The organism is Klebsiella oxytoca, from assembly GCF_009707385.1.
GTDB classification, from domain to species: domain Bacteria; phylum Pseudomonadota; class Gammaproteobacteria; order Enterobacterales; family Enterobacteriaceae; genus Klebsiella; species Klebsiella oxytoca_C.
Genome location: NZ_CP046115.1, coordinates 1,196,028 through 1,221,147 on the forward strand (window position 1 = coordinate 1,196,028; position 25,120 = coordinate 1,221,147).

22 protein-coding genes and 1 pseudogene are annotated in these 25,120 nt (G+C 58.9%); 8 read left to right on the forward strand and 15 right to left on the reverse strand.

From position 1 onward, the window contains the following. Positions 1-49: 49 nt before the first annotated feature. A complete protein-coding gene (locus tag GJ746_RS05570; protein WP_154679289.1) occupies positions 50-226 on the forward strand; it encodes a hypothetical protein in 177 nt (58 codons plus the stop codon). Between the two features lie 107 nt (positions 227-333). Here GJ746_RS05570 and GJ746_RS05575 read toward each other — a convergent pair whose 3' ends face one another. The 5 genes from GJ746_RS05575 to GJ746_RS05595 form a co-directional block, all read right to left on the reverse strand. Beyond that, positions 334-1,029, reverse strand: coding sequence for an ABC transporter ATP-binding protein (locus tag GJ746_RS05575; RefSeq protein WP_154679290.1), 696 nt, complete (start codon positions 1,027-1,029; stop codon positions 334-336). Continuing rightward, positions 1,022-1,804 (reverse strand): ABC transporter ATP-binding protein, encoded by a 783-nt coding sequence (locus GJ746_RS05580; RefSeq protein ID WP_154679291.1) that lies wholly within the window; start codon positions 1,802-1,804, stop codon positions 1,022-1,024. Before GJ746_RS05580 ends, GJ746_RS05575 begins: the two co-directional genes overlap by 8 nt. Beyond that, on the reverse strand, positions 1,791-2,840 hold the full coding sequence (locus GJ746_RS05585) for a branched-chain amino acid ABC transporter permease (protein ID WP_154679292.1): 1,050 nt from the start codon (positions 2,838-2,840) through the stop codon (positions 1,791-1,793). The genes GJ746_RS05580 and GJ746_RS05585 overlap by 14 nt, the downstream gene beginning before the upstream one ends. Next, positions 2,840-3,739, reverse strand: coding sequence for a branched-chain amino acid ABC transporter permease (locus GJ746_RS05590; RefSeq protein WP_154679293.1), 900 nt, complete (start codon positions 3,737-3,739; stop codon positions 2,840-2,842). The genes GJ746_RS05585 and GJ746_RS05590 overlap by 1 nt, the downstream gene beginning before the upstream one ends. A gap of 74 nt (positions 3,740-3,813) precedes the next feature. Further along, on the reverse strand, positions 3,814-4,920 hold the full coding sequence (locus tag GJ746_RS05595; protein ID WP_195908802.1) for an ABC transporter substrate-binding protein: 1,107 nt from the start codon (positions 4,918-4,920) through the stop codon (positions 3,814-3,816). Between GJ746_RS05595 and GJ746_RS25210 the strand changes: the two are divergent. Continuing rightward, a pseudogene (locus GJ746_RS25210) lies at positions 4,913-5,060 on the forward strand (hypothetical protein). The gene GJ746_RS05595 and the pseudogene GJ746_RS25210 overlap by 8 nt on opposite strands. A 260-nt stretch (positions 5,061-5,320) precedes the next feature. Here GJ746_RS25210 and eutC read toward each other — a convergent pair. Genes eutC through eat form a run of 3 tightly spaced genes read right to left on the reverse strand, consistent with a single transcriptional unit; the run spans position 5,321 to position 8,873 of the window. Continuing rightward, complete coding sequence (eutC, locus tag GJ746_RS05600; RefSeq protein WP_154679295.1) at positions 5,321-6,097, reverse strand: ethanolamine ammonia-lyase subunit EutC; 777 nt, start codon at positions 6,095-6,097, stop codon at positions 5,321-5,323. Beyond that, positions 6,094-7,482 carry an ethanolamine ammonia-lyase subunit EutB gene (locus GJ746_RS05605; RefSeq protein ID WP_154679296.1) on the reverse strand — a complete coding sequence of 463 codons (1,389 nt, stop codon included), beginning with the start codon at positions 7,480-7,482 and terminating at the stop codon, positions 6,094-6,096. Before GJ746_RS05605 ends, eutC begins: the two co-directional genes overlap by 4 nt. Before the next feature lie 11 nt (positions 7,483-7,493). Next, positions 7,494-8,873 (reverse strand): ethanolamine permease, encoded by a 1,380-nt coding sequence (gene eat, locus GJ746_RS05610; RefSeq protein WP_154679297.1) that lies wholly within the window; start codon positions 8,871-8,873, stop codon positions 7,494-7,496. Positions 8,874-9,142: 269 nt separating this feature from the next. On the opposite strand from eat, the gene mmuP reads away from it, so the two are divergent. Both mmuP and mmuM read left to right on the forward strand, forming a co-directional pair. Beyond that, positions 9,143-10,549: an S-methylmethionine permease gene (gene mmuP, locus GJ746_RS05615; RefSeq protein WP_154679298.1), complete on the forward strand. Its 1,407-nt coding sequence runs from the start codon at positions 9,143-9,145 to the stop codon at positions 10,547-10,549. After that, positions 10,536-11,468 carry a homocysteine S-methyltransferase gene (gene mmuM, locus GJ746_RS05620; protein ID WP_154679299.1) on the forward strand — a complete coding sequence of 311 codons (933 nt, stop codon included), beginning with the start codon at positions 10,536-10,538 and terminating at the stop codon, positions 11,466-11,468. Before mmuP ends, mmuM begins: the two co-directional genes overlap by 14 nt. A gap of 89 nt (positions 11,469-11,557) precedes the next feature. Here the strand turns inward: mmuM and fbpC are convergent, their stop codons facing one another. The 6 genes from fbpC to GJ746_RS05650 all read right to left on the reverse strand — a co-directional run bounded on the left by fbpC (position 11,558) and on the right by GJ746_RS05650 (position 19,352). Next, on the reverse strand, positions 11,558-12,604 hold the full coding sequence (gene fbpC / locus GJ746_RS05625) for a ferric ABC transporter ATP-binding protein (protein WP_154679300.1): 1,047 nt from the start codon (positions 12,602-12,604) through the stop codon (positions 11,558-11,560). Between the two features lie 11 nt (positions 12,605-12,615). Next, positions 12,616-14,694 (reverse strand): ABC transporter permease, encoded by a 2,079-nt coding sequence (locus GJ746_RS05630; RefSeq protein WP_154679301.1) that lies wholly within the window; start codon positions 14,692-14,694, stop codon positions 12,616-12,618. 70 nt (positions 14,695-14,764) lie between these two features. Next, a complete protein-coding gene (locus tag GJ746_RS05635; protein WP_154679302.1) occupies positions 14,765-15,796 on the reverse strand; it encodes an ABC transporter substrate-binding protein in 1,032 nt (343 codons plus the stop codon). Continuing rightward, positions 15,796-17,121, reverse strand: a complete 1,326-nt coding sequence (uhpC, locus tag GJ746_RS05640) for an MFS transporter family glucose-6-phosphate receptor UhpC (protein ID WP_227852794.1) — start codon at positions 17,119-17,121, stop codon at positions 15,796-15,798. Before uhpC ends, GJ746_RS05635 begins: the two co-directional genes overlap by 1 nt. A 60-nt stretch (positions 17,122-17,181) precedes the next feature. Beyond that, a complete protein-coding gene (locus GJ746_RS05645; protein ID WP_154679304.1) occupies positions 17,182-18,723 on the reverse strand; it encodes an MASE1 domain-containing protein in 1,542 nt (513 codons plus the stop codon). Continuing rightward, positions 18,723-19,352, reverse strand: coding sequence for a response regulator transcription factor (locus GJ746_RS05650; RefSeq protein ID WP_154679305.1), 630 nt, complete (start codon positions 19,350-19,352; stop codon positions 18,723-18,725). The genes GJ746_RS05645 and GJ746_RS05650 overlap by 1 nt, the downstream gene beginning before the upstream one ends. Before the next feature lie 288 nt (positions 19,353-19,640). On the opposite strand from GJ746_RS05650, the gene tauA reads away from it, so the two are divergent. The 4 genes from tauA to tauD are packed head-to-tail and all read left to right on the forward strand — an operon-like array spanning position 19,641 to position 23,054. Continuing rightward, positions 19,641-20,603, forward strand: a complete 963-nt coding sequence (gene tauA, locus GJ746_RS05655; RefSeq protein ID WP_154679306.1) for a taurine ABC transporter substrate-binding protein — start codon at positions 19,641-19,643, stop codon at positions 20,601-20,603. A gap of 11 nt (positions 20,604-20,614) precedes the next feature. Then, the gene (gene tauB, locus GJ746_RS05660) at positions 20,615-21,382 is read left to right on the forward strand and encodes a taurine ABC transporter ATP-binding subunit (RefSeq protein ID WP_154682652.1); all 768 of its coding nucleotides are present in this window, start codon (positions 20,615-20,617) and stop codon (positions 21,380-21,382) included. Further along, positions 21,379-22,206, forward strand: coding sequence for a taurine ABC transporter permease TauC (tauC, locus tag GJ746_RS05665; RefSeq protein ID WP_154679307.1), 828 nt, complete (start codon positions 21,379-21,381; stop codon positions 22,204-22,206). Before tauB ends, tauC begins: the two co-directional genes overlap by 4 nt. Further along, positions 22,203-23,054, forward strand: coding sequence for a taurine dioxygenase (gene tauD, locus GJ746_RS05670; RefSeq protein WP_154679308.1), 852 nt, complete (start codon positions 22,203-22,205; stop codon positions 23,052-23,054). Before tauC ends, tauD begins: the two co-directional genes overlap by 4 nt. Positions 23,055-23,152: 98 nt before the next feature. Here tauD and GJ746_RS05675 read toward each other — a convergent pair whose 3' ends face one another. Beyond that, positions 23,153-24,871 carry a lysophospholipid acyltransferase family protein gene (locus GJ746_RS05675; protein ID WP_154679309.1) on the reverse strand — a complete coding sequence of 573 codons (1,719 nt, stop codon included), beginning with the start codon at positions 24,869-24,871 and terminating at the stop codon, positions 23,153-23,155. Positions 24,872-25,120: the final 249 nt, after the last annotated feature.

Sequence of the window (25,120 nt, forward strand, 5' to 3'; positions counted from 1 at the left end):
CTGTGGTTGAAATAGACGCAAGCAAAACGCTTCCCGACGGAGAAGAAATATGAAAGTAGCGCTGTGGCAACGCATAACGGGCTGGCTGGCTTCTCTATCCAGCGGTGAAGCCGGGCAGCAGGATACCCAACGCGTCATGGAGGCAATATTACCGGTTGCCAGCCTCTACGGCATCGATCTGGGTAACGTAGAAGCAAGGTGGTTTCGCCATGATAAAACATACTGAGCGGCGCAGGACGCGTGAAGCCTACTGGAATGAGGTGTGCTTTGTGTAGCGCGAGGCTGTTTGCGGTTGCGGCGATGCAGGAAGCGAAGCCGCAGCCCTGAACAGCTTTATCCCCCCAGATACATCCGCTTAATTTCCGGATTCGCCAGCACCTCCGGCGCCGGGCCGGAAAGCATAATCTTGCCATTTTCCAGCACATAAGCGCGATCGGCGATAGTCAACGCCGCCGTGGCGTTCTGCTCAACCAGCAGCACGGTAATATTCTCCTCCCGTAGCTGTTTAATCGTGGCGAACAGCTCGCCGACAATTTTCGGCGCCAGCCCGAGGCTTGGCTCATCGAGCATCAGCAGCACCGGCTCGCTCATCAAGGCTCTGGCGATCGCCAGCATCTGCTGCTCGCCGCCGCTCATGGTTCCCGCCATCTGAGAACGCCGCTCTTTCAGCCGGGGAAACAGGCCATACATGCGGTCGCGCAGGCGGGTAAACCCGGCGAGATTGTTGTAGGCTCCCATACGCAGATTTTCTTCGATGGTCAGATTGGTGAAGATCCGCCGTCCTTCGGGCACCAGCGCCAGCCCCTTGCGTACAATCTGATGCGTCTGGCTGCGGGAGATATCCTCGTTGAGAAAATTAACCCGCCCCGTGGAGCGTACCAGGTTGACGATGCCGTTAAGGGTTGAGGTTTTCCCCGCGCCGTTACTGCCGATTAAGGTCACGATTTCCCGGTCGAAAATATCAATATCAACGCCTTTTAGCCCCTGAATGACGCCGTAAAATACTTTTAACTCGCGCGCGCTAAGCATAACGAACGTCTCCCAGGTAAGCGGAAATCACCTCCGGATCCTCGATAGCCTCGGACATCAGGCCGCTAAACAGCGGCTTGCCGTACTCCAGTACCATCACCCGCTCGCACAGCTTGTTAACGAACGGCATATCGTGCTCGATCAGCAGCACGCTGAGCCGGTAGTCGTTGCGCATGCGGAAGATCAGATCCGCCAGATCTTCCGTCTCTTTCGGGTTCATTCCGGCGGCGGGCTCGTCGAGCAGCAATAGCTTTGGCGACGTCGCCAGCGCGCGGGCAATCTCCACCTTACGCTGGTTGCCGTAGCTGAGGCTGGTGGCCTGCATATCGGCGAAATGGGCGATGCCGATATCGTCCAGAATCGCCATCGCTTTGGCTTTCGCCGCCCGCTCGGCGGGGAAGTAGCGGCCGATATGCAGCGCCGCTTCCAGCAGCGAATAGCGGCTGGCGCTGTCGAGGCCGACCATCACGTTTTCTAATACCGTCATCGAGTTAAACAGGCGGATATTCTGAAAGGTGCGGGCGATCCCGGCGTTGACTACCCGGTTCGGCTTCAGCCCCTTCAGCGATTTCCCCGCCAGGGTCACGCTGCCGCTGGTGGGTTTATAGTTGGCGGTGATGACGTTGAACATGGTGGTTTTCCCCGCGCCGTTGGGGCCAATCAGGCCAAAAATTTCCGCCTCATCGACGTGGAAACTGACGTTGTCGATGGCCCGCAGCCCGCCGAACTGCATGGTGACGTCCTGCACCTGTAAAATGACCTTATTTTGCACCATAGCTGCGGCTCCTTCTGCCCACCTGCCAAATCTCTTTTTTGCCCAACAGACCTTCGCGGGCGAACAGCATGATGATCAGCAGCAGCAGCGAGAACACCACCATTCGCAGGCCCGGATACGCGCCGAGATCGTGACCGAAGAACTGGAGCGGTTGGTCGAGAAAGCGCAGCCACTCGCCGCTGCCGACCACCAGCACGGTGCCGAGCAGCGCGCCGGTGGTGCTGCCCAGGCCGCCGAGCACGATAATAATCAGCAGCTGGAAGGTAAGCATAAAGTCGAACAGGCCCGGCGAGATGGTGGTCAGCAGCGAGGCCAGCAGGCCGCCGCCGATCCCTTCGAAGAAGGCGCTGGTGGCGAAGGCGCAGGTTTTAATGCGAAACGTGTTGACCCCCATGGCGATAGCGGCGTCTTCGTCGTCGCGCACCGCTTTCATCATGCGCCCGTACTTCGACCACACCAGCTGCAGGATCATCCCGGTCGCCAGCAGGGCGAACAGTCCGCACCAGAACAGCAGATGCGGCTGCTGGGGGATATCGTTGAGGCCAATCGCGCCGTTGGTGATCTGCGGATTATTAATGGCGAGGATTTTAATAATAAAGCCGAAGCCGAGGGTGACGATCGCCAGGTAGTCGCCGCGTACCCGGAAGACCGGAAAGGCCAGGCACACCGCCAGCGCCGCCGCGCACAGGCCGCTAATCAACAGCGCGGGCAGGAAACCGGCGTGCATCACGAGGATCCACGGGCTAGGGGCGGCCATCTCAAACATATCCAGCTTGCTGTCGCTGGAGAGGATCAGCAGCGCGGTGACGTAAGCGCCGACCGCCACAAAGCCGTTGGGCTCCAGCGACAGCTGGCCGGTGACGCCGTTGATCAGGTTGTAGCTGACCGCGAGGATCATAAAAACAAAAATGGTGCTGATGACGCGAATAATGTAGTCGTTGAAAACGACGTTGATCCCGGCCAGCAGCGCGATACAGATAACAATAATAACCAGGTTGCGCAGCTGCGCCCCGGCGGTAGTCGTAGCGTTGAGCATCAGAAACGGCTCCTTTCCAGACGTTCATCGCCCATAATGCCAACCGGGCGGAACAAGAGGACCAGAATCAAGAACATAAAGGCGAAGGCGTCTTTGTAGCCGCCGAGCTCGGGAAACAGGGCGACCGCCACCACTTCGGTAAAGCCGAGAATAAAGCCGCCGAGCACCGCGCCGGTGACGCTGCCAATACCGCCAAGTACCGCAGCGGCGAAGGCCTTCAGGCCGATCAGCACGCCCATCAGCGGGTCGATGGTCGGATAGCTAATCGAGTAGAACACCCCGCCCAGCGCCGCGAGGCTGCTGCCGAGGGCGAACACCAGCGAGATAATGCGGTTGGCGTCGATGCCCATCAGGCGCACGGTGTTGACGTCGAAGGCCACCGCGCGGATCGCCATGCCGTAGCGGGTGCGGTACAGCAGCCAGAGGATAGCCAACAGCAACAGAACGGTGATCAGCGGCACAACCCACGCCACGTTGGTGATAATCACGTCGCCAAAGGCGCGGGTGTTGTTGAAAAATTCCGGCGCCGAAAAGAAGCGCGAGCTGCCGCCAAACAGCACGTTGAACAGGTTTTCGAGAAAGAAGCTGACGCCGATGGCGGTGATCAGCATGGAGATTTTTGATGCCTGACGCAGCGGGCGATAGGCCACCCGGTCGATCAGCATCCCGAACAGGCCGCACAGGCCGAGGGTGAGGAAAACGGCTACCCCGAAGGGTAGCCCAATGGAAGAAAATAAAAACAGGGTGGTAAACGCCCCGACCATCATCACGTCCGCATGGGCGAAGTTGATCAGGCGCAGCACCCCATAAACCATCGTGTAACCGATGGCAATCAGGGCGTACATGCCCCCAAGGCTCATTCCATTGACCACCTGCTGGAGAAAAATGGCACCATCCATCTGATATCTCTCTTATCTACCCAAAATAATTCCGAGGTGCAGCCAACGTACATGCAACTTGAAGTATGACGGGGTTAAGGATTGACCACGGTACGAAACGCCAGCTTGCCATCCTTCACTTCGTTGATGACCGCGCTGCGGATGGCATCGCCGTTTTGTAAGGTCAGGGTACCGGTCACGCCCTGGAAGTCCTTGGTAGCGCGTATTTTTTCGTTAACGCAGACCCGGTCGTGTGGGTCGCTGCACTGGTTCATGGCGTTGATAATGACGTTATAGGCGTCCGCCGCCATCGCGCCCCAGGTGTGGGTCGGCTGCTGATATTTGGCTTCCCAGGCTTTGATAAACACCTCGCCCGCCGGCGTTTGCTCTTTGGCGTTCGGCGAGTAGTAATCGGTGGTCATATAGCCGTTGACCGCATCTTTGCCGACGTCAAAAAAGACCTGATCTGCCGCCAGACCGTCGCCGCCGACCACCGGCTTGCTCAGCCCCAGCTGTTTCGCCTGTACGGCGATAAGCGCTCCTTCGGTGTAGTAAATCGGCATATAAATCATGTCGACGTTCTTCGCCTTCACGCTGGCCAGCTGGGCCTTAAAGTCTTTGCTGCCGCCGGGAGCCTGAACTTCGATAGGTATGGTGCCGCCGTTTTTCAGGAACTGGGTGCGGAAGGCCTTCGCCAGGCCGACGGAGTAGTCGTTGCTGCTGTCGAAGACGATGGCGGCGGTTTTAGCCTTCAGATCGCGGGAGGCGAGGTTAGCGCCAACTACGCCCTGGAAGCTGTCCGAGAAGCAGACCCGGCTGACGTAAGGGTGATTGCGGGTAACGCGGTCGTTGGTGGCGGTTGAGGAGACCAGCGGCGTTTTGCTGTCGTCGGCGATTTTGGTCATCGCCAGGGTATTGGAAGAGGTGACTTCGCCGATCACCGCATCGACTTTATCGCTGGAGACCAGGCGCTGCATGGCGTTAGCGGCTTCGACTTTGTCGCTCTTATCGTCAATCACGATAAGCTTCACGGTGTCGCCGTTTTTTAAGGTTGGCGTAATGCTCTGGATAATATCCAGCCCTTTTTGCGAAGGCTGTCCATAGCCGCTCAGCGCGCCGCTCAACGGTAACACCACGCCGATTTTAATTTCAGCCGCCTGCGCGCTGCTGGCACCGACCCACGCGGCAACCAGCGTGGTCATTAAAGACGCTTTCCCGGAAAACTTTTTCATTTTTACCTCACCGTCGGTCAATCGATTATTTATGCTTAACCATCAATGACTGCATAACATTGAGAAATAATTCACCAGGATATCCGGCGAATTATTGGCTGTTATATTGAATAGATAACGAGATATATTTGGTATGCAGATTTACCTTACAACGTCCGTTTCGTTTTTACTCATGCAATATTCTTATTACCTGCAGTAAAGGACATAAGGCTGATGACAACCCTGTTTTTGGTACGGTGAACGCATTTTGCCGGGTGGCGGCTGACGCCTTACCCGGCCTGCAAAATCCGCAATGCCAGCGCGCATCCGAATATAATATTCAGGTGCGCCCGGTAATATTAAAAATCTATTCTGTAAATTGCTTGATTTATTATTTCAGCTGGCTCAACGGTTTTATTTTTCCATGCAGCGCTGGATTATCGCTTTCATCTTTCAGGCGTACTCCGCTAAGCCGCCGTAAAAAGGCCTGCTCCAGCAGCCAGGCCAGCTTAAATGCGGCGGCATCAAAGCTCAGCCCTTCCGGACGGATATTGGAAATACAGTTGCGCTCCGACTCCAGCCGCTGACGGTGCGGCTGCCAGGTTAAGTACACTCCGAGGCTATCCGGCGAAGAGAGCCCGGGCCGTTCGCCAATCAGTATCGCCACCGCTCTGGCCTTCAGCGTTTCGCCAATATCATCGCCCAGCGCGACCCGCGACTGATGCGCCAGCACCACCGGGGCCAGGCTTAACCCCAGCGTGTTCAGATAGGGGAGAAGGGTGCGGATCAGCGGCAGCGCCTGACGCTGTACAGCGTATGACGAAAGACCGTCGCCAATCACCAGCAGCAGGTCGGCGGGACGTACGCCGCTGGCGGCCAGGTCGGCGCGGCTCTCTTCGCTCAGACGTCGCCCCAGATCCGGACGATTCAGATAGATATGGCGATTGCTGGCGGCGCTGTGGACGGTCAGCGAAGAGAGGCCCAGCTCCGCCAGCGGCTGTTCTAACTGGTCGCTGGCGAAGGGCTGGTGGATGGCGTCGCGCGCCCGGGCGTGGGCGAGGCCAAAATTGAGCACTTCGCGGGTCGGCAGGCTGGCGCCGCTGCGCCCCAGCGCAATTCGCGCGTCGGTAAATTCGCGCAGCGGGTTCCAGGCGTCGGGAGGATTCATACCGGTTCTCCTTGCGGCAGGACGGAAAGCAGCGGATGGCGGGCATCGGTCAGACGCAGCGCGCCGTGGCGGTCAATAATCTGCATCTTCCTCAGCCAGTCGGCGAACTCTGGCGCATGTTTTAAACCCAGCAGGCGGCGGGCGTACAGCGCATCGTGGAATGAAGTGCTTTGATAGTTGAGCATAATATCGTCAGCCCCCGGTACGCCGATCAGGAAGGTCAGCCCGGCGGCGCACAGCAGCGTCAGCAGGGTATCCATATCGTCCTGATCCGCTTCGGCGTGATTGGTATAGCAAACGTCGCAGCCGATTGGCAGCCCCATCAGCTTGCCGCAGAAATGGTCTTCCAGCCCGGCGCGGATAATCTGCTTGCCATCGTACAGATACTCCGGGCCGATAAAGCCCACCACCGTATTGACCAGCAGCGGTTCAAAATGGCGGGCGACGGCGTAGGCGCGGGCTTCGCAGGTCTGCTGGTCAACGCCGTGGTGGGCGTTGGCGGAAAGGCAGCTTCCCTGGCCGGTTTCAAAGTACATCACGTTGTTGCCGAGCGTACCGCGATTCAGGCTGAGCGCCGCCTCCCTGGCCTCCTGCAGCAGCGCCAGATTAATGCCGAAACCGCTGTTGGCGGCCTCGGTACCGGCCACCGACTGGAACACTAAATCCACCGGCGCGCCGCGTTCGATCAGCTGTAAGGTGTTGGTGACGTGGGTCAGAATGCACGACTGAGTAGGGATGGCGAAGCGCTGAATAATATCGTCGAGCATATGGTTAAGCTGCGCCAGTACCGGCAGGCTATCGCTGGCCGGATTAATACCGATGACTGCATCCCCTGCGCCGTACAGCAGGCCGTCGAGCATACTGGCGGCGATGCCCTTCATATCATCAGTCGGATGATTGGGCTGCAGGCGCACGCTGAGGTGTCCCGGCAGGCCGATGGTGTTGCGAAAACGAGTCACCACCCGGCATTTGCTGGCGGCGAGGATCAGATCCTGGTTACGCATTAGCTTGCTGACCGCCGCCGCCATCTCCGGGGTTATCGCGCGGGCCACCTGGCGCAAAGCCGCCTCGTCGGTGGCGTCATCAAGCAGCCAGTCGCGAAAATCGCCGACCGTCAGATGGCGAATTGCCGCAAAGCCCCGATCGTCGTGGGTATCAATGATCAGGCGGGTCACTTCATCCTGTTCATAGGGAATCAGCGGATTAGCGAGAATCTCGGTGAGCGGAACCTCCGCCAGCGCCATTTTCGCCGCCATTCGCTCTTCGGCTGATTCCGCGATAACGCCCGCCAGCGCGTCGCCGGAACGCGCCGGGGAGGCTTTCGCCATCAGCGTCTTCAGACTATCAAAACGCCATACCTGGCCCGATAGCGTGGTTTTATACATATGTCGGCTCCTCAGGAGACGGTACGCAGCTGCGGATCCACCGCCGCGCGCTGGCGGGCACCTGCGGTCTTGCGAAACCACAGATAGCCGCCGAGCATCATGGCGGCGAAAATCAGCGCCAGCAGCGGGTTGTACCAGACCATCGCCACCAGGCAGAGAACCGCCATCGCCAGCGCGAAGGCAGGCGCCCACGGATAGAGCGGCGCGCGAAACGGTCGAATCAGATTCGGCTCGCTGCGGCGCAGCTTAAACAGCGCCGCCATCGAGGTGATATACATAACAATAGCGCCAAATACCGACATCGTGACGATACAGGCGGTCAGCGGCATCCCGCTAATGGTGATCAGCGAATCAGAGAAAATGGCGGCGATGCCGACCACGCCTCCGGCGAGGATCGCCAGATGCGGCGTGCGGGTGCGGCGGTTCAGCGTCGCCAGCCCGGCGGGGAGATAGCCCGCGCGCGCCAGCGAGTAAATCTGTCGCGAGTAGCCCATGATAATACCGTGGAACGACGCCACCAGGCCGAACAGCCCCAGCCACACCAGCATATGCAGCCAGCCGCTGCTGTTGCCGACTACCATTTTCATCGCCTGCGGCAGCGGGTCGTTAATATTGGCCAGGGTTCGCCAGTCGCCGACGCCCCCGGCAAAAACCATCACGCCAATTGCCAGTACGGTCAGGGTCAGAATGCCGCCGCCCAGCGCCCGGGGAATGGTGCGCTGCGGATCTTTAGCCTCTTCGGCGGCCATCGATGCGCCTTCAATCGCCAGAAAGAACCAGATCGCAAACGGGATGGCGGCAAACATGCCCGGCAGCGCCAGGCCGCTGAAGCTCCCGGCGCCCGCCCAGCCGTTAGCGGTAAAGTGGCTCCAGGAGAAGCCCGGCGCGACCACGCCCATAAACACCAGCAGCTCGAAGATGGCTAATAACGTCACCACCAGCTCAAAGGTGGCAGCGATCCCGACGCCGAGAATATTCAGCGTCATAAAGATAACGTAGGCGCCGCAGGCCACCCATTTGGGGTCGAGAGCCGGAAACTGCACGTTAAGATAGGCGCCGATGGCCATGGCGATGGCGGGCGGGGCGAAGACGAATTCAATCAGGGTGGCGAAGCCGGCGATAAACCCGCCGGTCGGGCCAAAGGCGCGGTAGGCGTAGGCAAATGGCCCGCCCGCGTGAGGAATCGCGGTGGTCAGTTCGGTAAAGCTAAAAATAAAAGCGCAGTACATCGCGGCGATAGCCAGTGCGACAAACAAAAAGCCCAGCGTCCCGGCCTGGGACCAGCCGTAGCTCCAGCCGAAATACTCTCCGGAAATAACTAATCCAACGGCAATTCCCCATAGGCGGAAACTGCCGAGCGTTCTTTTTAGCGTTGTGGTTTGCTCTGTCATTGTCGATGCCTCGCCGGATAAAGATATCGGGAGGGTTGCAAGGAGAATGCCAGGTCACCTGCAGAGGCGGTTTAGCCGTTTTGCGCTGGCCTGATGTGCAAAAAAGAGGCGAGCTGCACGACGATTGATGACCGTTATGGTGCAGTGCTCCGGGGGAAATCCTTACAGGTGGCAGAGACGATTACGTCGTTTTTTGCAATTTGCTGGTCGGCGCGGTATAAGGATTATCTTATCTGGATGTTTAGATGTCTATACGCCCATGAGGTCAAATGCAAACAACACAACAACAAGGTGGGCAGCTTAAGCGCACCATGAAAACTCGCCACCTGATTATGCTGTCTTTGGGGGGCGTTATTGGCACAGGGTTATTTTTTAATACCGGCTATATCATCTCCACCACCGGGGCGGCGGGAACGCTGCTGGCCTACCTGATCGGCGCGCTGGTGGTCTGGCTGGTGATGCAGTGTCTGGGCGAACTCTCGGTAGCGATGCCGGAGACCGGGGCGTTTCACGTTTATGCCGCGCGTTATCTCGGCCCGGCGACGGGCTATACCGTGGCCTGGCTCTACTGGCTGACCTGGACGGTGGCGCTTGGCTCCAGCTTCACCGCCGCCGGATTCTGCATGCAGTACTGGTTCCCCCAGATACCGGTATGGGTCTGGTGCGTGGTGTTCTGCGCGGTCATTTTCGCCCTCAACGTTATCTCTACCCGCTTTTTTGCCGAAGGGGAATTCTGGTTCTCGCTGGTGAAAGTGGTCACTATTATTGCTTTTATTATTCTCGGCGGGGCGGCGATTTTCGGCATCATTCCGATGCAGGATGGTTCGCCGGCGCCGGGGCTGCGCAATATCACCGCCGAAGGCTGGTTCCCGCACGGCGGCCTGCCGATCCTGATGACCATGGTGGCGGTCAACTTCGCCTTCTCCGGCACCGAGCTTATCGGCATTGCGGCCGGGGAAACGGAAAATCCGCATAAAGTCATTCCGGTGGCTATTCGCACCACTATCGCCCGGCTGATTATCTTTTTTATCGGCACCGTGTTCGTGCTGGCGGCGCTGATTCCGATGCAGCAGGCGGGGGTAGAGAAGAGCCCGTTTGTGCTGGTGTTTGAAAAGGTCGGCATTCCTTACGCGGCAGATATTTTTAACTTCGTGATCCTGACGGCGATTCTCTCGGCGGCCAACTCCGGTCTCTACGCTTCCGGGAGGATGCTGTGGTCGCTCTCCAATGAAAAAACGCTGCCGGCCTGCTTTACCAAATTGACCAAAAACGGCGTACCACTGACGGCGATTTCGGTGAGCATGCTCGGCGGGGTGCTGGCGCTTTTCTCCAGCGTAGTAGCCCCGGATACGGTGTTTGTCGCGCTGTCGGCGATTTCCGGCTTTGCGGTGGTGGCGGTATGGCTGAGCATCTGCGCCTCGCACTTTATGTTCCGCCGTCGCCATCTGCAGGAGGGGAAGGCGTTAAGCGAACTGCACTACCGCGCGCCGTGGTACCCGCTGGTGCCGGTGCTGGGATTTGTGCTTTGTCTGTTGGCCTGCGTGGGTTTGGCGTTTGACCCGAGTCAGAGGATTGCGTTGTGGTGCGGGATCCCCTTCGTGGCCCTGTGTTATGGTGCGTATTATCTGACTCGTTCACGGAAACTCACCCAGGAGCCTCAACATGTCGCAGAATAATCCGTTAACCGCCATCCTTGACGCACAACCCTTTATCCTGCTGGACGGCGCGATGGCGACGGAGCTGGAAGCGCGCGGCTGTAATCTTGCCGACAGCCTGTGGTCGGCGAAAGTGCTGGTCGACAACCCGGAACTTATCCGCGAAGTCCACCTCGACTATTTTCGCGCCGGCGCGCAGGTGGCGATCACCGCCAGCTATCAGGCTACCCCGGCGGGCTTTGCCGCCCGCGGGCTGGATGAAGCGCAGTCGAAAGCGCTGATTGGCAAAAGCGTTGAGCTGGCCCGCAAGGCGCGGGAGGCGTATCTGGCCGAGAATCCGCAGGCGGGCGCGCTGCTGGTCGCCGGTTCGGTCGGGCCGTACGGCGCGTACCTGGCGGACGGCTCGGAGTACCGCGGCGATTACGTCCGTAGCCATGAACAATTTCAGGCTTTCCATCGTCCGCGTGTGGAAGCGCTGCTGGACGCCGGTGCCGATCTGCTGGCCTGTGAAACGATGCCGAATTTCGCCGAGATTAAGGCGCTGGTGGAGCTGTTGACCGAGTTTCCGCGCGCGCGCGCGTGGTTCTCGTTTACTCTGCGCGATGCCCGGCATATCAGCGACGGTACGCCGCTGCGGGAAGTGATTGCCGTGCTGGCAAACTATCCGCAGGTGGTGGCGCTGGGGATTAACTGCATTGCCCTGGAAAACACCATCGCCGCGCTGGAGCATCTGCATAGCCTGACGACGCTGCCGCTGGTGGTTTATCCTAATTCCGGCGAGCACTATGACCCGGTGACCAAGACGTGGCACCACCACGGTGAAGCCTGCGAAACGCTGGCGGGATATTTACCCCAGTGGCTGGCGGCGGGAGCGAAGCTGATCGGCGGCTGCTGCCGCACTACGCCGAAGGATATTGCCGCGTTGAACGCGCAGCGTTGAGTTTGTGCCGGGCGGCGGTTGATGCCTTACCCGGCCTACAACGTGCGCGAAGCGTAGGCCGGGTAAGCGTAAGCGCCACCCGGTATCAATCACCCGGCGTCCGCTAAAACAAACATGCCGTACGGGTGGATTTCCAGATAGTACGTCTCACCGACATCCGGCTGCAGGCGGGTGGCGTTGACCTGCAACAGGATCTCCTGCCCGTGCCACTCCACCGTCACCTCATACTGCGGTCCCATATACGCTACGTGGCGGATCACGCAGCGCTGGCTCTCTTCGCCGCGATCGCTCAGGGTAATCGCCTCCGGGCGTACGCCGACGCTGCCTTCGCCCTGGGCGGCAAAATGCAGCGGTCTCGGCAGTCGATAGCCATAGATATCGACATAATCTTCGCTGAAGGTCGCCGGGAACAGGTTGGCGTCGCCCATAAAGCTCGCCATAAAGCGCGATGCGGGCTGACGGTAAAGATCCTGCGGCGAGCCGATCTGCATGATATGTCCCTTATTCATTACCAGTACGGTATCGGAAACTGCAAAGGCTTCGCTCTGATCGTGAGTTACGTACAGAGAGGTGATATCAAACTGCTTTTGCAGTTCGCGGATCTTATCGCGCATGCTGCGTCTGAGGTTGGCGTCGAGGTTACTCAACGGCTCGTCAAACAGCAGCACCTTCGGCTTGAGGATCAGGGCGCGCGCCAGCGCCACGCGCTGCTGCTGTCCGCCGGAGATCTGATCGACATAGCGGTCTTCGAATCCTTCCAGATCCACCATCGCCAGCGCCTCTTTCACCCGCGATTTCACGTCGCTGCGCGATACGCCAAGCATTTTCAGACCGTAGCCGACGTTATCCCCCAGCGACATATGCGGGAACAGAGCATACGACTGAAACACCATACAGATATCGCGCTGCTGAATAGAACGATGGGTGACGTCTTCGCCATCAATGAAAATCTGCCCTTCGCTCGGTTTTTCCAGCCCGGCCACCAGACGCAGGATCGTGGTCTTGCCGCAGCCTGAAGGGCCGAGCAGGGTCACCATTTCTCCCTGCGGGATGGTGAGATTGATATTGTCGATAACCTTATTGCTGCCGAATCGCTTGGTGACGTTGCGCAGCTCAACAAAATTTTTCTGACTCATAGTGCGCTCCATTACGCCTGGTTTTTAGCTTTTGAACGGGAGATACGCGCTTCCCCGATCAGCCAGTCAAAGATGAAAATAATCGCCAGCATGACTACGATCAGAATTGAACCGTAGGCGATCGCCACGCCGTATTCGCCGTCTTCCACGCGGTTGAGGATATAGGCTGTTGCTACGCGGGTATCCGGCGTGACGAGGAACACAATGGCGCTGACGGTGGTAATGGCGCGCACAAAGCTGTAGATCAGCGCCGACAGGATCGCCGGGCGCAGCAGCGGCAGCAGAATATGCGTGATGGTGCGCAGAGAACCGGCACGCAGGCTGAGCGACGCCTCATCCAGCGATTTGTCGATCTGGCCTAAACCGGCAATACCTGCCCGAATCCCCACCGGTACGTTACGCATTACCATCGAGATAATCACAATTGCCGCGGTGCCGGTCAGATATACCGGGGCGCTGTTAAAGGCGAGGATATACGAGACGCCCGCTACGGTACCCGGTACAGCAAAGCACAGCATGGTGGTGAACTCGATGGTCTTTTTACCTTTAAACTGCTGGCGCACCACGATCCAGGCGATCAGCAGGCCGAAGGCGGCGGTGATCGGCGCGGCAATCCCGGCATACAGCAGGGTATCGAGCAGAGAAGGCCATGCTCCGTCGCTCATTCCCTGGCCGAACAGCTTGATAAAGTTATCCAGCGTCAGGGTGTAGTCCACGCCCCAGTTGACGGTGAAGCTGCCGTAGAAAATGCTGCCGTAAAGCAGGGCGTTAAAGGCGATCCATACTGCCAGAATAGCGATCACGCTCCACACCAGGGTCACCGGCAGCGGCTGTACGTCGCCGCGGTAGGACTTTCCGGAAACCGTGACGTAAGAGCGCTTGCCGATCCACATATACTGAATACAGAACACCAGCAGCGAGAACAGCAGCAGGAACGCGCCCAGGGTACTGGCGGCCTGATAATCGAGCTGCGAACCGGTGATATAAAAGTAAATCTGCGTCGCCAGCACGTCGAAGTTGCCGCCGAGCACCAGCGGGTTACTGAAGTCAGCCAGCGACTGCACGATGACGATTAAAAACGCGTTCGCCAGCGCCGGTTTCAGCAGCGGAATGAAGACGCCGTTAAAGGTCTGCCAGCGGCTGGCGCGCAGGGTGTAGGACGCTTCTTCCAGCGACGGATGAATCGTTTTGATTGCCCCGTCGAGGATCATAAAGGCCATCGGAGTGAACGCCAGCACCTGCGCCAGCCAGATGCCGGTAAACCCGTACAGCCAGTTGGTGTTGGTCAGCCCGAACCAGTCGACCATTAATTCGGTCACGTAGCCGGAGCGGCCCATCATTAACGTTACGCCAAGACCGACGACAAACGGCGGAGTGACGATCGGCAGAATGGAGAAAACGCGGCCAATGACGGCGCTGCGTTTAGCGATACGGGTGGTGTAGATAGCCAGCACCAGGCCAAAGAAGGTGCAGCCGATGCCTACCGCGATCGACAGGCCGATCGAGTTAATAATGACCTGAACAATATGCGTCTGCGACAGCACGGCCATAAACGCCAGCGGAGCAAATTCGCCCGCGTCGTTGGTGAACATCGGGATGAAAATAGCGATGCTCGGCCAGACGATAAATACGCCGATTAACGCCACGATGGTGACCAGCGAACCAATCACAAAGCGGTCGCCGCCCAGCCATTCCAGGCGGGTCAGCGCCAGCGTCATGATCGCCCCGAGCGCCACAAACAGCACGATGGTGGCGTAGCCTAACCCGCGGCCTTCAACGGTGGCGCTGATGACGATAAACGCCATACATAAAAACGACCAGCCTGCATCGAGATAGTGGCGGCCGCGCTGTTCGAGCCTGGCTTCCTGCAGTGGACGAATCAGCAGCAGGCTCGGCAACAGATACCACAGCCAGCTGATATTGAACTGTGACCAGCCGTAGGCCGCGAGAATTTCATCGCTCGTGGACTCCATCAGGCCGTAATCAAGGCTCCAGCTCGGCAGCACGGCGAACGCCAGCCAGCCGAACAAAACCCAAAGGAATATCGCATCCCGTTTTTTCACGGGATGGAGTGCAAGTGTGTGTGACATAAGTTTTCCGGTGTTGTGTGTAGGCCCGGCAGGCGTGAGCGCCACCGGGCATTAACCGCAAAATGTGGGTTTATTTACCCATCTTCACTTCGCTAACCCACTTATTGATGAGCTGCTTGCGGACATCGGTAGAGCCGTATTTATCCATGTCGTAGTTGATAAGCTTCAGGTCATCAAGCTTCAGCGAGTTAGGCGAGCTTTCGGCGGTGGTATTGCTCGGGATCTGATACGACTTGCCTTTCTTCCATGCCAGTTCCTGAGCATCTTTCGACAGCACCCAGTCGACGAAAAGCTTCGCGTTATCGAGGTTGCGCGCGCCCTTCAGGATGCTGACGCCGCCAATTTCATAGCCGGTACCTTCGCACGGAGAGATCAGCTCCAGCGGCGCGCCCTGTTCTTTTTCCAGCGAATAGTCGTGCAGGAAGCCGATGCCAATGGCGGTTTCACCGCGGGCGGCGTTGCGCGCCGGGGCAATACCGGATTTGGTGTACTGGGAGATGTTGGCGTTAAGCTGTTTCAGGTAATCGAAAGCCTGATCGTCTCCCCACAGCTGGGCGAAGGTCGCCAGCGCGGTGTAGGCGGTGCCGGAGCTCTGCGGGTCGGCAATCTGAATTTCGCCTTTGTATTCCGGTTTAACCAGATCTTTCCAGCATTTTGGTATGGGTAAGTTTTTCTCTTTCAGACGCTGGGTGTTTACGCCAAAGCCGAGGATACCGACGTAGACCGCTGAGGAGTAGTTGCCTTTCAGCTTCGCCGGATCGCGGAACTGCTCCATCACCTGCTCAAGGTTCGGCGATTTATAGGCTTGCAGCAGGCCCATTTCACCTGCCTGGGACTGAGGATCGAGGGTGCCGCCGTACCAGACGTCCGCCTGCGGGTTTTTCTTCTCGGCGTCAACCTTTGCCAGCGTACTGCCGGAACCGTTGCGGATGAACGACGTTTTGACATCGTATTTTTCGCCGAAGGCTTTGGTTTCCGCTTCACACATTTCGTTAGTGGTGCTGCAGTAGACCACCAGACGACCTTTGGCGTGCGCCGCTCCGCTTAACGTCGCCAGCGCAATGCCGGAGGCAATCAGGGTAGTGACCAGAGTTTTTTTCATTATTTTATCCTTTGAGCAGGAGAGGTAGTAATGCTCGCCATCAGTAGCGGCATCAGTAATAAACCCATCAGTACCGCGGCGACCGAAAGCAAACTGAACATGCCCGACCAGCCGTAGCGTTCAATGACCAGCGACAGAGGCCAGCCCGCCAGCGCTGCCCCCAGATAGGCGAACAGGCCGAGAAATCCGGTGATTGAACCCGCAGCCGCTTTGTGTCCGCACTCTACCGCCGCGAGGCCAATCAGCATTTGCGGGCCAAAAACAAAGAAGCCCACCGTAAAGAAACAGACCGCCAGCAGCGCGTAGTGATGCACCGGGGCCAGCCATAGGGCGGCGACGGAGACCATCAGCCCCAGGGTGAACAGTAAAATCATCGGCGCGCGCTGGCCGCTGAACAGTAGGTCCGAGCCCCATCCGGCGAACAGCGCGCCGAGCAGACCGCCCGCTTCGAACAACATCACCGTCGCGTTGGCGCTGAGCAGATTGACGCCGTGGCTCTCCGTCAGCCAGATGTTGCCCCAGTCGTTGAGCGCGATGCGAATCAGGTAGACCAGCACATAGGAGACGGCCAGCAGCCAAATCATCGGATTCTTCAGCATCGTGGTGCGCAGCATCTGCCATAGCCCCATCGGCGGGCTTTGCTGCTCCTGACGCAGCTCAAGCGGGTCGTTACGCCACGTTCCTACTGATGGCAATCCCTCTTCACGGGGCGTTCCTTTCAGCTGTAGCGTTAACCATATGCCTAATGCCATGCTGATGATCCCTGGCGTCAGCATCGCTGCCTGCCAGCCCCACCAATGGGCGGCAAAGGCGCTAATCAGGGGGATAATTGCCCCACCGATATTGATAGACATATTCCAGCAGCCCCACCAGAAACCGCGTTCGTTGCGCGAGTACCAGTGGGTCAGCAGGCGGGCGCAAGGAGGCCATCCCCAACCCTGAAAAAATCCGTTCAGCGTCCAGACCGCCAGCAGCAGCGTCAACGATTCGCCAAAGGCGAACACCACGTTCAGCAGGCCGGTGGCAAACAGACCCACCCCCATAAACCAGCGCTGTCCGTGACTGTCGTGCCACAGTCCGGCGGTAAACTTCGACAGGCCATAGGCCAGATAAAACAGCGATCCCAGCAGGCCGATATCGCCTTTATCGAGCCCCAAATCCGTTTGCAGCGCCGGCAGTACGTAGTTGACGCTTTTGCGCGTCAGGTAAAACGCGGCATATCCAATCACCATGCACATCAGCAGCTGCGGACGTAGCGTTTGGTAATGTCGATTGATGTCGGTTGCTGAGCGTGCGTCCATGGCCGTCTCCGTTTTGCTGACTATAAGAAAGTGAAATCGAAAGGGGATGAGAGAAAGTCCGGAGTGGCTAAGACTTTTTCCTGGTTACCGGGCTATTTGTTGCAAATTTGTGGGCAAGTTAACAATTACGCGCGTACCGTGCTGCGATTCCAGCGATAGCTCTCCGCCCAGGGCGCTGACCCGTTCACGCATACCCTGAATCCCAAATCCGGCCATTTTGTCGGAGCGGATGCCGATGCCGTTATCCTTCACTTCCAGGCGCAACCGCTCCTCCTGCTGAAACAGGCTAATGTCGACCTCGCTGGCGTCGGCGTGCTTGCAGACGTTATTGAGCAGCTCCTGTAGCAGCCGATAGAGGGTAAAACGCACCGTTTCGCTCTCCGGCGTAGCGGTGAGCTGGTAGTCAAAGCGGCAGCGAATACCGCGCTCGGCAAAGGCAAACTCGTTGAGCAGGTGGTGCAGCGCCTCTTTGAACGACAGCTCATCAAGGGCTGGTGGGCGCAGCTGGCGTAGCAGCTGGCGGGTGGAGTGGTGGATACGCCTGGCGAGATCGTTTATCTGGCTGGCGGCGGCCTGGGTTTGCGCCGGATCGCGCGCCCGCTTCACCAGCTGTGACTGGATCTGAATGGCGGTGATATTCTGGCCGATTTCGTCGTGCAGCTCGCGCGCCAGGTTTTTGCGCGTATCCTCTTCGGTATGGATTAGCTTTTCGGTTAGCGCCCGCCGCGCCGCCAGCTCCGCTTCCAGCCGCTGGCGGTAATGGTGGAGATTTTGCGCCAGGTGCTGCTGGCGGCTAATCGCAATTCCCAGACCGATGCCGAGCAGCGCCTGGGTCGCCAGAAAAATCTCCAGCTCAACCAGATTGCTGAAACCAACGCCCACCTGGCGGGCAATAGTGATCATCATGCTCCCCAGCAGGCCGGAAAGCACGCCGCCCTGCCAGCCGAACTTCCACGCCATCACCACGTTGGGCAGAAACACCACTATCAGCAGCAGGCGCTCGAGCTCCGGCGATAGCACCATCTGGGTGCCGATACCGATGATAAAGAACAGGCTGCACCAGATAATTAACGACGTGCGCAGCGGCGGGTTATTGGTATCCAGCCCCAGCAGCTGGTAGCGGTGCTGCTGGCGCAGAAACTCAAAAATCAGATAGACAAACGGCGTCAGCAGGACGCCGCCGGTAAACGAAGCCAGGCCGAGCATCATCGCCGGACTTTTGACAAACGGCGAGAGCAGCGCGGTGTTGAGTAATGAACTGGCGGTGACCGTTGCCAGCAGCAGCGTCAGCCGCTGCCAGTAAAGAGGAAAGCGGTGCCAGAACAGTTGCGCAAGCCCGGCGGGAAATAGACTGATCAGCGGCGCGACAAGCAGAACATAACCGTTGAGCAGCTGTTCGCTGTGCAGCCAGAAGACGCTCAGAACGGGAGGCAGCACCAGCGCGGGCCAGTAGCGGCGCGATAGCAGGATCAGGAGCGCCAGATAAACGCCGTGCGGCAGGAACAGCGCCGCCTGCTGACCGTTGTGGGTCAGATAAAACCCGAGCGTCCACAACATCAGACTGCCGGTACCCCAGGCCAGCACGATAAACAATGATATGACCCAGTAGCGAAGACTACGCGACATTAATGACCCGCCAGCAGCTGGTGGTCGAGAGCAAAGTGCACCAGCTCAATTGTGCTGCTGCACTGCAGTTTACCCAGTACGTTGGCGCGATGGACGTGCACCGTTTTGTGGCTGAGATCGAGCTTAAAGGCGATTTCCTTGACGCTATCGCCTTTGACCAGTAAATCAAACACTTCGCGTTCGCGCGGGGTGAGTATCTCCAGCACCTGCGCCGGTTGTCCGCCGCCGCGCAGCGCCCGTAGCGCATCGGCGCACAGGTAGTGTCCGCCCATGCCGACCGAACGTACCGCCTGCACTAACTCTTCCGGGCCGCAGCGTTTGGTCAGATAGCCGCTGGCCCCGGCATCAAGCGCGCTCTGCACGAAGGTGGGGGTATCGTAAATGCTGAGAATAATGGCGCGAAACTGCGGTTTCTGCGCGCGCAGGCGCTTTAGCAGGCTCAGGCCGTTTTCATCCGGCATGGCAATATCCATGACCGCCACGTTGACGTCATCGTGCAATAGCGTCGGCCACGCCTCCGCCGCGCTGCTGAACTGGCCAACAACCTCAAGATCCTCTTCAAGGCTGAGTAATTGCGCAAAGCCTGAACGTACTACCACATGGTCATCGACCAGCACCACTCGAATCATGTTTCTTCTCTCTAAGCGCATCATGGTTCTATGATGCCTGCTGCCGCCGCGCTGGCAATCGTCGGGGTGCGGATATGTAACGAATGTAACGAAATCTTAATAATTTGCCGGGTGCGCCAGGCCGGATAAGCGCAGCGCCTGCGGGGTTCATCCGTAATGAGTGAAATAGCTAACCATTGCCGCTTTTTTTCTAATGACGATTGGCTATTAGCAAGAATTTTTAATTACTTCATCAAACCCATCGCGCCGGAAATACTGCACCCATAACAACTACGGGAAGCAGACACTATGGCACTAAAATCGCGTATCACACTCATTGCCGCCCTCGCTCTCGCGGCATTCCAGGCCCAGGCGGTGAACGTCACCGTGGCGTACCAGACTTCCGCCGAACCGGCGAAAGTCGCCCAGGCGGACAACACCTTCGCTAAAGAGAGCGGGGCCACCGTCGACTGGCGCAAGTTTGACAGCGGCGCGAGCATCGTGCGGGCGCTGGCGTCCGGCGACGTACAAATTGGTAACCTCGGCTCAAGCCCGCTGGCGGTCGCCGCCACCCAGCAGGTGCCGATTGAAGTGTTCCTGCTGGCTTCAAAGCTCGGTAACTCCGAAGCGCTGGTGGTAAAGAAAAACATCACTAAACCGCAAGACCTGATCGGCAAACGCATCGCCGTACCTTTTATTTCCACCACGCACTATAGCCTGCTGTCGGCGCTGAAGCACTGGGGGATCAAACCGGGGCAGGTGCAGATCCTCAACCTGCAGCCGCCGGCGATCATTGCTGCCTGGCAGCGCGGCGACATTGACGGCGCCTACGTCTGGGCGCCAGCGGTCAACGCTCTGGAAAAAGACGGCACGGTCCTGACCGATTCGGCGCAGGTGGGCGAGTGGGGCGCGCCGACGCTGGACGTGTGGGTGGTACGCAAAGATTTTGCTGAAAAGCATCCTGACATTGTGAAAGCCTTTGCCAAAAGCGCCGTTGACGCGCAGCAGCCCTATATCGCTAATCCTGACGAGTGGCTGAAGCAGCCGGATAACATCAGTAAGCTGGCGCGCTTAAGCGGCGTACCGGAAGCCGACGTGCCGGGTCTGGTGAAAGGCAATACCTATCTGACCGCCGCCCAGCAGGCGCAGGAGCTAAACGGACCGGTGAATAAAGCCATCGTTGATACCGCGAAGTTCCTTAAAGAGCAGGGCAAAGTTCCCGCTGCCGTCAGCGACTATAGCCAGTTCGTTACCGATCGTTTCGTGAAGTAAAGGAGGCCATGATGCTGCAAATCTCGCATCTTTCCGCCGACTACGGCGGTAAACCAGCGCTGACGGATATTAACCTGACGCTGGACAGCGGCGAACTGCTGGTGGTTCTCGGGCCTTCCGGCTGCGGTAAAACCACGCTGCTGAACCTGATTGCCGGATTCGTGCCTTATCAGCACGGCAGCATCACTCTTGAAGGCAAGCGGGTTGAAGGGCCGGGCGCCGATCGCGGCGTGGTCTTTCAGAATGAAGGGCTGCTGCCGTGGCGCAACGTGCAGGATAACGTCGCGCTCGGGCTACAGCTGGCGGGCGTCGACAAAGCGCAGCGCCGGGCAACTGCCGCGCAGATGCTGAAAAAAGTGGGCCTTGAGGGCGCGGAAAAGCGCTTTATCTGGCAGCTCTCCGGCGGCCAGCGCCAGCGGGTAGGGATTGCCCGCGCGCTGGCAGCCAATCCGCAGCTGCTGCTGCTCGACGAGCCGTTTGGCGCGCTGGACGCCTTTACCCGCGAGCAGATGCAAACCTTGCTGCTCAGCCTGTGGCATGAGACCGGTAAGAAGGTGCTGCTGATTACCCACGATATTGAAGAGGCGGTATTTATGGCTACCGAGCTGGTGCTGCTTTCGCCGGGGCCGGGGCGGGTGCTCGAGCGGCTGCCGCTCGATTTTGGCCGCCGCTTTGTCGCCGGGGAATCCTGCCGCAGCATCAAATCGGACCCGCGGTTTATCGAACAGCGCGAATACGTCCTCAGCCGGGTATTTGAACAACGGGAGGCTTTCTCATGAGCGTGGTCATCAATGATAAACCGCGTCAGCGGACGCTGAAGTGGCGCTGGCCGTTTTCGCGGCAGCTTACCCTGAGCGTGGCGACCCTGGCGGTGCTGTTGTTTATCTGGTGGGCCGTTGCCGCCCTACAGCTGATTAGCCCGCTATTTCTGCCGCCGCCGGGACAGGTATTGCAGAAACTTATCACCATTGCCGGCCCGCAGGGCTTTATGGATGCCACCCTCTGGCAGCATCTGGCGGCGAGCCTGACGCGTATCGTCATTGCGCTGCTGGCGGCGGTGGTAATCGGCGTACCGGTAGGGATCGCTATGGGATTGAGCCCGACGGTGCGCGGGATCCTCGACCCGCTGATCGAGCTGTATCGCCCGGTACCGCCGCTGGCGTATTTACCGCTAATGGTGATCTGGTTCGGCATCGGCGAGACCTCGAAGATCCTGCTGATCTATCTGGCGATATTCGCGCCGGTGGCGATGTCGGCGCTGGCGGGCGTTAAGAGCGCCCAGCAGGTGCGCATTCGCGCCGCGCAATCTTTAGGCGCCAGCCGGGCGCAGGTGCTGTGGCTGGTGATCCTGCCCGGCGCGCTGCCGGAAATTCTCACCGGCCTGCGTATTGGGCTCGGCGTCGGCTGGTCGACGCTGGTGGCCGCGGAGCTGATTGCCGCCACCCGCGGGTTAGGTTTTATGGTGCAGTCCGCCGGTGAGTTCCTCGCCACCGATGTGGTGCTGGCCGGTATCGCGGTGATTGCCATCATCGCCTTTTTACTGGAACTGGGGCTGCGCGCGCTGCAGCGTCGCCTGACGCCCTGGCATGGAGAAGTACAATGAGCGAACGTTTAAGCATTACCCCGCTGGGGCCGTATATTGGCGCGCAGGTATCCGGCGTCGACATTTCCCGCCCGCTAAGCGACAACCAGTTTGAGCAGCTGTATCACGCGGTGCTGCGTCATCAGGTGGTGTTCCTGCGCGAGCAGAATATCACTCCCGAGCAGCAACGGGATCTTGCCCTGCGCTTTGGCGACCTGCATATTCATCCGGTCTATCCGCACGCGCCCGGCGTTGATGAAATTATCGTCCTTGATACTCATGACGATAACCCGCCGGATAACGACAACTGGCACACCGACGTCACCTTTATTGAGACGCCGCCCGCCGGGGCGATCCTCGCGGCAAAAGAGCTACCTTCAACCGGCGGCGACACCCTGTGGACCAGCGGTATTGCGGCGTATGAGGCGCTCTCCGAACCTTTCCGCCAGCTGCTAAGCGGCCTGCGGGCGGAGCACGATTTCCGTAAATCGTTCCCGGAGTATAAATACCGTAAGAGCGAAGAGGAGCATCAACGCTGGCTGGAGGCGGTGGCGAAGAACCCGCCGCTGCTGCATCCGGTAGTGCGCACCCATCCGGTGACCGGGAAACAGGCGCTGTTTGTCAATGAGGGTTTTACCACCCGCATCGTCGACGTGACGGAGAAAGAGAGCGAGGCGCTGCTCGGCTTCCTGTTTGCCCACGTCACTAAACCCGATTTCCAGGTGCGCTGGCGCTGGCAACCGAACGACGTAGCGATTTGGGATAACCGCGTCACCCAGCATTACGCCAACGCCGATTATCTGCCGCAGCGGCGCATTATGCACCGGGCGACGATTCTCGGGGATAAACCGTATTACCGGGCGGAGTAATCTCTGCGCCGGGCAGGTCGGTTTTCTCCCTCTCCCTGTGGGAGAGGGCCGGGGTGAGGGGATCAATCCTCTGCACCGGGTAGGTTGTTTTCAGCGAGTTATGCCGATTTTTGCGCGTCCAGGTGTACCCCAATATAGCGCTGATAGCGGTTGGTCTTCAGATAGGTCAAATCCACCAGCACCAGCCCATCCACGCAGTTGTTGAAATCCGGATCGCTGCCGAAATCGATAAACTGCACGCCGCCTGGTACGCACACTTCTGAGTACTGTTTATACAGCGGCGGGATCGCACAGCCGAGATTGTCGAGCAGGGACTTCAGCCGCGCCAGGTCGTCGTTGTAATCCTCGCCGCTAAACTGCGCCAGTACATCCGGCAGCGAGGCCGGATAAGGCCGGCGCGACTCCGCCAACGGATGCGTCGCCGGAAACCACAGCCGGTAAAACGCCACCAGCAAATCGCGCGCTGACGGCGGCAGCCCGCCGGAAATCGACACCGGACCGAACAGATAGCGATAGTGCGGATAGCGCGCCAGATATGCGCCGATGCCGGACCACAGATAGTCCAGTCCGCGGCGACCCCAGTAGCGCGGCTGGATAAAGCTGCGCCCCAGTTCGATACCATGTTGCAGAATATCCTCCATCCGTGCGTCATAGTGGAACAGGCTGTAGCTGTAGATCCCCTCCAGGCCGCGCTTTGCCAGCTGCATTGCGGTCGGAATAAAACGGTAAGCGCCGACGATCTCAAGGTCTGCTTCATCCCATAAAATCAGGTGCAGGTAGTCATCATCGTAGCTATCGACATCGCGGCGTTTGCCGCTGCCTTCACCCACCGCGCGAAAGGCGATTTCCCGCAGGCGGCCCAGCTCGCGCAGTACCGGCGCGTCCTCCTGACCGCGGCGCTGCCAGAGATAGATGACTTTGCCATCCGCCGTACGCCCCAGCGTTTCCGCGGTAGCCAGCTCACGTTTCAGCAGGGCGCGGTCTTCGGGGCGGGCGATAGCGCTTTCGGTTTTGAACACGCCCGGAAGCCCTTTGCCGAGCAGTTCCAGGTGGCGGTAACAGCGCTCGGTCAGCTCGCGCGAAGAGCTTTGCGGATCGAACCAGGTTGACCAGGCGATCCGTTGGCCGAGATTCACCGGCAGGCTGCTGTTGCGGCGGCGGAACATTTGCTGCATCAGCAGGAGCAGCGGAAGGTTATCCGAGACCAGCGTGCTGGCGTAAAACAGCGCGCCGTTGCGCGCGCGGATCCACGCGGGGAGCAGCGGGGCGCGGTATTTTGCCGCCAGCTTAATAAATCCAGAGTGCCATTTTTTATCGCGGATACCGCGCCGGGTGAGGCGTGAAACCTCGCCTGCCGGAAAGAAAATCAGCACTCCGCCGTTTTGCAGCTGCTGCTCCATCTGCTGCAGCGCCGTTCTGGCGGCGCGGCCATTAATATTATCGACCGGGATAAACAGCGAGCTCAGCGGCTCAAGGTGAGTCAGCATGCGGTTGGTGACTACTTTGACGTCGCGGCGCACGCGGGAGACCGCGTAGAGCAGAGCCAGGCCGTCGAGGGTACCGGTAGGGTGGTTGGCGAAAATGACCAGCGGGCCATACTCGGGGATCTGTTCGAGGTCGTGCGCCGGGATAGCGCAGCGGATATTGAGATGGTCGAGCACCTGTTCGACTGTATCCAGCCCTTTCAGGTGATGATGGCGCGCGGCAAACTGTTGAAACTCTTCCTCATGCAGGAGCTTTTTCAGCACCTTTTTCTGCCAGGGAGCTGGCTTCGCCTGAGGCCACAGGTCATCGAGTACATTGTCGAGACTAAACATAGCGGCACCTCCTCCGTCTTGCCCCGACAGTAGAAGGTGCAGATGTCGCTCAGATTACAGTTGAGTGAAGATTTAAGGCCACCGGAACTGATTGTAGCCCCGGTAAGCGCAGCGCGACCGGGGGGAATCATGGTGCCGAATATAAAAGCCGGGATAACCCCGGGTTGCGGCTGGCGCCTTACCCGGCTACCGGAGCAGGCCGTAGCCCCGGTAAGCGCAGCGCGACCGGGGGGGAATCATGGTGCCGAA